Origin of the sequence: Rhodoplanes roseus (assembly GCF_003258865.1) — a bacterium.
GTDB lineage: Bacteria > Pseudomonadota > Alphaproteobacteria > Rhizobiales > Xanthobacteraceae > Rhodoplanes > Rhodoplanes roseus.
Map to the genome: position 1 here is coordinate 1 of NZ_NPEX01000279.1, position 7,448 is coordinate 7,448.

Consider the following 7,448-nt stretch of genomic DNA (forward strand, 5'->3'; position numbering starts at 1 on the left):
GACCGCGCTGTCGGCCCACAGCGCGGTCGCCGGCAACGCCCGGCGGCCATCGACGATCTCGACGGCCGCCGAGGTCGACAGCCCGGCGCCGAGGGCGACCAGGAGACCGTCGAGCGGCGACAGCGCGAGCCGGCCCGGCAGGTCCTCGAGCAACAGGCGCGTCGCCTGCGCGTCGAGCAGGAGGCGGGCCCGAACGGTGGCGAGGTCGGCGGCGTCCACGAAGACCGGCGCACCTGCCGGCACCGCCGCCTCCCGCGCCATCGCAGCGGCACGGACCGGCTCGCCTGCCGCATGATCGGAAAGCCAGGACAGCCAACGGGAGAAGCGCGGCGGCGGGGTCGGAAGGCGGATGCCGTCGCTCGTCACGAGCGCACTCTCGAGATCGGTCGCCAGCAGCAGCAGCGCCCGGTCGTCGGCGATCGCCTCGTGAATCGCCAGCACGACGGTCGACGCCGGCGACGGTTTCCGAGATCCGCCGTGCGTCCGCGACGGGCCGGCCCGGTGCTTCACCAGGGTCGCCGCGATCGTCACGCCGTCGGCGAGGTCGATGCCGCGCGACAGCCGGTCGCGGTTGGCGGCGATCCAGGCGTCGAGGTCGTCGCGCGTCGCGTCCGGCACATCGACGAACCGCACCGGCACGGCCGGCAGGACGTCGGAGACCACGAGGCGGCGCCCGCCCGTGTCGTCGACGAGCGCGAGGCGCAACGCGTCGTGCCGCTCGGCGAGATGCTGAACGGCGCAACCGAGATCGACGGCCGACACGGCCACGTCGACCGCGATGCTGACGTAGCGGCAGGGACGACGCAGGTCGGCGGCGGCCGGCAGCAGCTCCACCCCGTGGCGCGCACCGCTCGTCTCGGCGGCCGCCGCCCGCTTCCGCCGGGTCGCGACGGCGGCGATCCCTTCAACAGTCGGGTGCTCGAAGACATCCTTGAGATCGACGTCCAGACCGGCCTCGAAGGCGCGCGCGACCAGCCGGATGGTGAGCAGCGAATCGCCGCCGACATGGAAGAAGTTGTCCTCGATGCTGGCCGGCGGCCGGCCGAGCAGATCGGCCCAGATCCGGGCGACGATCCGCTCCTCCGGCGTGCGCGGCTCGACGCAGGCGGCGGGCTCCGCGTCGGCGATCTCGATGCGAGCGAGGGCCCGCGTGTCGACCTTGCCGTTGGCATTGAGCGGCAGCGCGTCGAGCACCGCGAAGGCATGCGGCAGGAGCTGTCGCGGGAGGCGCGACTGGAGATGCCGGCGCAGCTCCGAGGCGGTCAGGTGCATGCCGGGCTTCGGCACCACGCAGGCGACGAGATCACGTTCGCCGCTCTCCCGCCGCGGCGCGACGACGGCGGCGCCCGCGACGCCCGGATGCGCGACGAGCGCCGCCTCGATCGCGCCGAGCTCGACCCTGAAGCCACGCACCTTCACCTGGCTGTCGGCGCGCCCGACGAACACGAGAGTGCCGTCCGCCCGCCACCGGCCGAGATCGCCGGTCCGGTACATGCGCGCGCCGGATTCGTCGGAGAAGGGATCGGGGCGGAACCGGGCGGCGGTGAGCCGAGGGTCGCCGACGTAGCCGAGGGCGACCCCGTCGCCGCCGACCCAGATCTCGCCGACGACACCAGGCGGAAGCGGTCGGCCGGCGGGATCGAGCACATACACGGTGCTGTTGGCGATCGGCGTGCCGATCGGCACGCTCGGCTCGTCCTCGCCCAGCCGGCCGATATCGAACGTGGTGCTGAACGTCGTGTTCTCGGTCGGGCCGTAGCCGTTGACGAGCATGAGGCCGGTGCCGTGGCCGGCCGCCAGCACGGCCCGCGCGCCCGCCGGACTGACCACGTCGCCGCCCGTGAACACGGTCCGAGGGCCGGCCAAGGCGCCGGGATCCACCGCGGCGATCTGCTGAAACAGGCCGGCGGTGAGCCAGATCAGCGTGATCCGCGCCTCGGCCAGGAACAGACGCAGGGCGCGCGGGTCCATCACCACGGTGCGGTCGACCGGCACGGCGGTCCCGCCGTTGAGAAGCGGCGCCCAGATCTCCAGCGTGGAGGCGTCGAAGGCCGGGTTGGAGTGCACGGCGGCCCGCAGGCCCGCCATTCCCCCGACGAGGCCGCTCCCCAGCACCAGGCGAACGATACCGCGATGCGGCACGCTCACGCCTTTTGGCTCCCCGGTCGAGCCGGATGTGAACATCACGTAGGCCGGGCTGCCGGCATCGGCCGGCGTTCCCGGATGCGGAGCCGCGGAATCGGCACGCAGAAGAAGCTCGTCCCACGCGAGGGTCGCACAGCCCGCCGCGGCCAGCTCCTTCTCGACGGCGCCGCGGGCGGCGGCATCGCTCACGATGGCGTGCCGGGCCGCCACCAGCGCCGCCCGGGCGTGGCGGTGGTCCGACGGATCGGCGGGGTCGACCGGCGCGTAGACGGCCCCGAGCGTCAGCACCGCGAGCTGTGCCTCGATCAAGGCGGCCGACACCGGCAGGACCAGAAGCACCACGTCGCCGGCCCGCACGCCCTCGGCGGCGAGCACCGAGGCGAGCCGACGCGCGCCGTGCGCGACCTCGCCGTAGGGCCGAGCGCGGCCATGCTCCTCGATCGCGATCGCACCGGGATCGCGCCGGGCGCAGTCGTAGAACAGATCGGCGACGCTGCGGTCGCGCTCGTAGGGCCGGCGCGAGGTGTTGAAGCGGGCGATCAGCGCCGGCCCTTCGTCCGGCTCGACCAGGGGAATTTCCAGAACCGGCTGATTGGGATCGGCCGCGACGGCACGCACCAGCCGGCCGAACCAGCCGAGCAGCCGGTCGATCGTCTCGGGCTCGAACAGCCCGGCATCGTAACGGCACCACAAGCGCAGCCCGTCCGCTCCGGCTCCGCAGACCACCGACAGGTCGGCCTTGGCGGCCTGCTCCAGCCGCTCCGCAACCCGCTCGAAGCGGGTCCCGTCGAGCGCCGTGAACTGCGTCCGGCCGACGTCCTCGACCCCGAACAGAACCTGCATGAACGGCGCGGTGTCGCCCTGGCGCTCGACGCCGCTCGCCTGAACGATCCGCTCGAACGACAGGTCGCGATGCGCCAGGGCGTCCCGGAGCACGTCCCGCACGCTGTCGAGGAGCGCCGGGAAGCGGGTCTGCGCATCGATCGTGACCCGGATCGGCAGCGTGTCGACCAGGAGGCCGATCAGATCGGCGAGCTCGGGCCTGTCGCGCTTCGACACCGGGACGGTGACGACGAGATCCTCGAGGCCGCTCCACCGCCGCAGCAGGACGAAGAACAGTGCGAGCCAGAGCGTGAAGGCGGTGGTGCCGGCGCCGCGCGCCAGCTCGGCCAGGCGCGCCGCGGCGTCGCCGGCCACCAGCAGCTGCGCCTGGGCACTCCGGGACGGCGTCTCGGCTCGGCGGCGCCGGTCGAACGGCAGGTCGAGGGTGGCCGGCGCGGAGCGCAGACGCTCCCGCCAGACCGACAGCCCGCGTCCGGCGGCGGCCGACGCCTGGTGCTGCTGCTCCCAGTCGGCGAAATCCGCGTACTGGAGCGGCAGCGGATCCACCGAGTCGTCGCCACCGCGCAGCACGGCGTCATAGGCGACGGTCAGGTCGCGCAGGAACAGATCGAGCGACGCGCCGTCGCCGACGACGTGGTGGAACACGGCCACGAGCGCCGCCTCGTCGGTACCGCGGATCAGGCAGACACGAACGAGCGGGCCGGACGCCAGATCGAACGGGGTCGCGACCATGTCCTGCGCGAGCGCGCGGACGCGATCCTCGAACTCCGCCCCGGCGACCGCGGCCTGCACCATGCGCAACGGCAGTGTGGCATCGTCGGCGACCGCCTGGACGGGCCGTCCCTCCACCATCGGGAAGGAGGTGCGTAGGCTGTCGTGCCGGCGTACGACCGCCGCCAGCGCGGCCTGGAGTGCCGAAGGGTCGAGCGGTCCGGCGATCCGGACGACCAGAGGCATCGCGAAGCGCGTGTCACCCGGCCGCAAAAGCTCGGCCATCCGGATCTGACGCTGGCCGGAGGAGAGATCGGCGATGTACCCGCTCGCCATCAGCCGTGGTCCGGCGGTTCGCGGACCGTCATGACGGCAGCTCCACCCGGGTGCGGCGGCGCGCCGACAGAGCCGGTCCGCCCGTCGCGTCGACCGCGACCCGTTCGCCGAGGCGCTCGGCCAGCCGCGCGAGCTGGGGGGCCTCGAACAGGTCGGCGATCATCGCCGGCAGGCCGAGATCGCGACGAATGCGGGCGACGACCTGCATGGCGACGAGCGAGCTGCCGCCGAGGGCGAAGAAGTCGTCGTGACGGCCGACCACCGGCACACCGACCAGATCCGCCCAGATCGCCGCCAGCTTCTCTTCGAGCGCGCCGGCCGGCGGCTCGACCCTGCGCTGCGGCGGGCACGCCGGGGGCAGCGCCGCCGTGTCGATCTTGCCGCTGCCGGTCCGCGGCAGCCGCCCGTGGCGGACGAAGGCCTGCGGCAGCATGTAGGTCGGCAGCCGCTCGCCGATGCGCCGGCGCAGCGTCTCGTCGTCGGCCTCGGCCGCACTGCCGGCGAGATGCGCCACCAGCCGCTCGGGCCGGCCGTCGATCGATTCGGCGACCACGGCGGCTTCACGGATGCCCGGCTGCGCCAACAGGACCGCCTCGATCTCGCCGAGCTCGACCCGATAGCCGCTCACCTTGATCTGGCGATCCTGCCGGCCGTGGAAGAACAGCCGCCCGTCGAACCCCAGCGCGACGCGGTCACCGGTGCGATAGCAGGACGCAGCGTCGCGCCCGGTCCGGAACGGCGCGTCGAGCCACCGCAGCGACACGCCCGGCTCGGCTCCGACATAGGCGCGCGCCACCGCCGGACCAGCGACGACGAGCTCGCCGACGGTGCCGAACGGACACGGCCGCCGCCGCGCGTCGACCACGTGCAGGCGGGTCCCCGGAAGCGGACGGCCGATCGCCACGCTCGCGTCGACGGTCTCGGATCGGCAGCGCTCCACGCTCACCCAAACGGTCGCCTCGGTCGGCCCGTACTCGTTGCACAGGACCGCGGCCGGGGCACGCGCGGCGTGCTCCCGGACCAGCGTCGGCGGACACGGCTCGGCCGCCACCTTGGCCATGCGGAGGCCGGTGAAGCCGAGAGGCCCGGCCGCGTCGAGGAGAAGCGCCCACAGCGAGGGCGTCATGCAGACGTGGCTCGCATCGGTCGCGCGGACGAGGGCGGCGAGCGCGTCGGGATCGCGCGTCTCCGCCTCGGTCGGGAGCACGAGGGCTCCGCCGTCGGCCAGCGTGCAGAAGATGCCGGTCACCGACCCGTCGAAGAACAGCGGGAATGTCAGCAGGAAACGACGGATCGGCAGGTCGTGATTCTCGGCCGCGTTCGCCGCGACGTGATAGCTCAGATTGTCGTGCCCGACGCTCACGCCCTTCGGCCGACCGGAGGAGCCCGAGGTGAAGATCAGATAGGCCTCGTCGTCACGCGACGGCAACCCGTCGGTCTCGAGCGAATCCGGCGCGGCGATCACGTCCTCGATGGCCACGACCGGCCGGCCCACGATGCCGGAGGCGGAGGACCGGCTGGTCACGACGGCGGCGGGCCCGGCCGTCTCCAGCACGAGCGCCCTGCGCTCGGGTGGGGCGTCCGGGTCGATCGGAACATAGGCGGCCCCGGCGAAATGAATTCCGAGAATGGCGGCGATCGCATCGGGTCGGTGACCGAGCAACAGCCCGACGCGATCGCCCCGCCCGACGCCCCTCGCCCGAAGCTGCGCCGCCACGCCGGCTGCACGAGCACCCAGCTCCGCGTACGACCAGAGTCCGTCCCGCGTGACGATCGCCGGCGCGTCGGGCTGCGCGTGGATGCGGGCGAGCACCAGATCCACCACCGTGCCGGCTGGCGGCGGGAGCGCCGCGCCGGTCAGGCACGCCTCGATCTGTCGCAGGCGCGAGCCGGACAGCACGTCGAGCGCGTCCGCCGGTCGGTCGAGCCCGTCCGGAATCCGTTCCAGGGCGGTGGCGAGCATGTCGAGGTACTGCTCGGCCTCGACCGGAGCGACATGCCGGTGATCGAACATCAGGCGCAGCAGGATGCTCGCACCGACCTCCACCATCAGGTTGAGCGGCATGTCCGGCAGGGTGACGTCGCCGCTCTCGATCAGCTCGACGCCGGCCCCGCGGAACGCGGCCGCGAGGTCGAGCGGATAGGTCTGCACCGCCAGCAGACTGCGCAGGGGCAGCGCGTCGCGCGGCAGGCCGAGCATGTCGCGGACGGCGTCCAGGCCGACCGGCCCCGCATCGCGGCCCTGCGTGCGCGCCACCTGCAGCCCGGAGAGCCATTGACGCAGGGTGGTGCCGTCGAGGCGCACGCGGCACGGCAGCACGGCGACCTGAGGACCCACGAGGTGCGCCGACAAATCCCCCAGCAACTCCGGCGGACGGACCGTCTCGACGCAGCCGAACAGGATGTCGTCGGCGCCGCCGGCGCGCGCCAGCACCATCGCCCAGGCGCCTTCGACCAGGGTGCTCAAGGTCAGCCGCTCGTCGCGGGAAAGCCCGAGCAGGCGCGCCGTGACGTCCGCGCTCAGGTCGATGCTGCGCTCGGCGATGTCGGGCGCCGTGCCGGCGGGGTTCCGAATGGTCTCGTTGGATTCGAAGCCGGCGAGATGGCCGGACCAATACGTGCGCGCCGCGGCCGGGTCGCGCCCACGCGCCCAGTCGACGTAACGGCGGAACGGGACGGCCGGAGGCACGGGTCGTCCGGCGTAGAGCGCGAGCACCTCGTCGAGGATCTCGCCGAGCGACCAGCCGTCGACGACCAGATGATGCCGGGTCCAGACCAGGAGACGGCGCGCCGGCGCCAGCGTGATCAGTCTGACCCGGATCAGCGGCGGGCGCTTGAGATCGAACGGATCGGCGCGGTCGCGTCCAAGCAGAGCTTCGAGGTCGGAGCGCCAGTCCGTGCAACCCGACCAGTCGAGACGTTCCACCGCGAATGCCGGGGCGGCGAGAACGACCTGGAACGGATCCTTCTTGATCTCCCAGTGGACACCGCTCCGCAGGGCGGAGTGGCGAGCCACGACCCGGTGCCACGCGTCGCAGAACGTCTCCTGGTCCAGATCACCGTCGAGCAGCGCCCACCATTGCCCCATGTAGAGCGGCCGATCGGGATGGGCCACGCACCGCACCAGCATGGCGCGTTGCATCTCGGTGAGACCATGAATGTCTTCGATCGGCCCCCGCGTCACGTTTGGACTCTCAAGGTGAGCGGCATTGGACAGAACGTCGAAAGAGCCGAACGCGCCAGCGCCGGCCCGGCCGGATCGAAATCGACGTGCAACAGGCACCAGGCTCGCCGGACCGCGCCCGAAGCGCCACCCCGTTCCTGATCACGTGAGAAGGCCGAGACGTCCATGTCGACCGGGCCCTGCCAGCGCGCGCTTCACGATCCGATCGGTGATCCCTCGCAAACGACGG

2 protein-coding genes are annotated in these 7,448 nt (G+C 72.8%); both read right to left on the reverse strand.

Translation table 11 applies throughout. From position 1 onward, the window contains the following. A partial coding sequence (locus tag CH341_RS25695; protein WP_146604624.1) for a non-ribosomal peptide synthetase occupies positions 1 to 4,035 on the reverse strand: 4,035 nt, incomplete at its 3' end. Positions 4,036 to 4,063: 28 nt separating this feature from the next. Continuing rightward, complete coding sequence (locus tag CH341_RS25700) at positions 4,064 to 7,219, reverse strand: non-ribosomal peptide synthetase (protein ID WP_111421818.1); 3,156 nt, start codon at positions 7,217 to 7,219, stop codon at positions 4,064 to 4,066. Between the last annotated feature and the right edge of the window lie 229 nt (positions 7,220 to 7,448).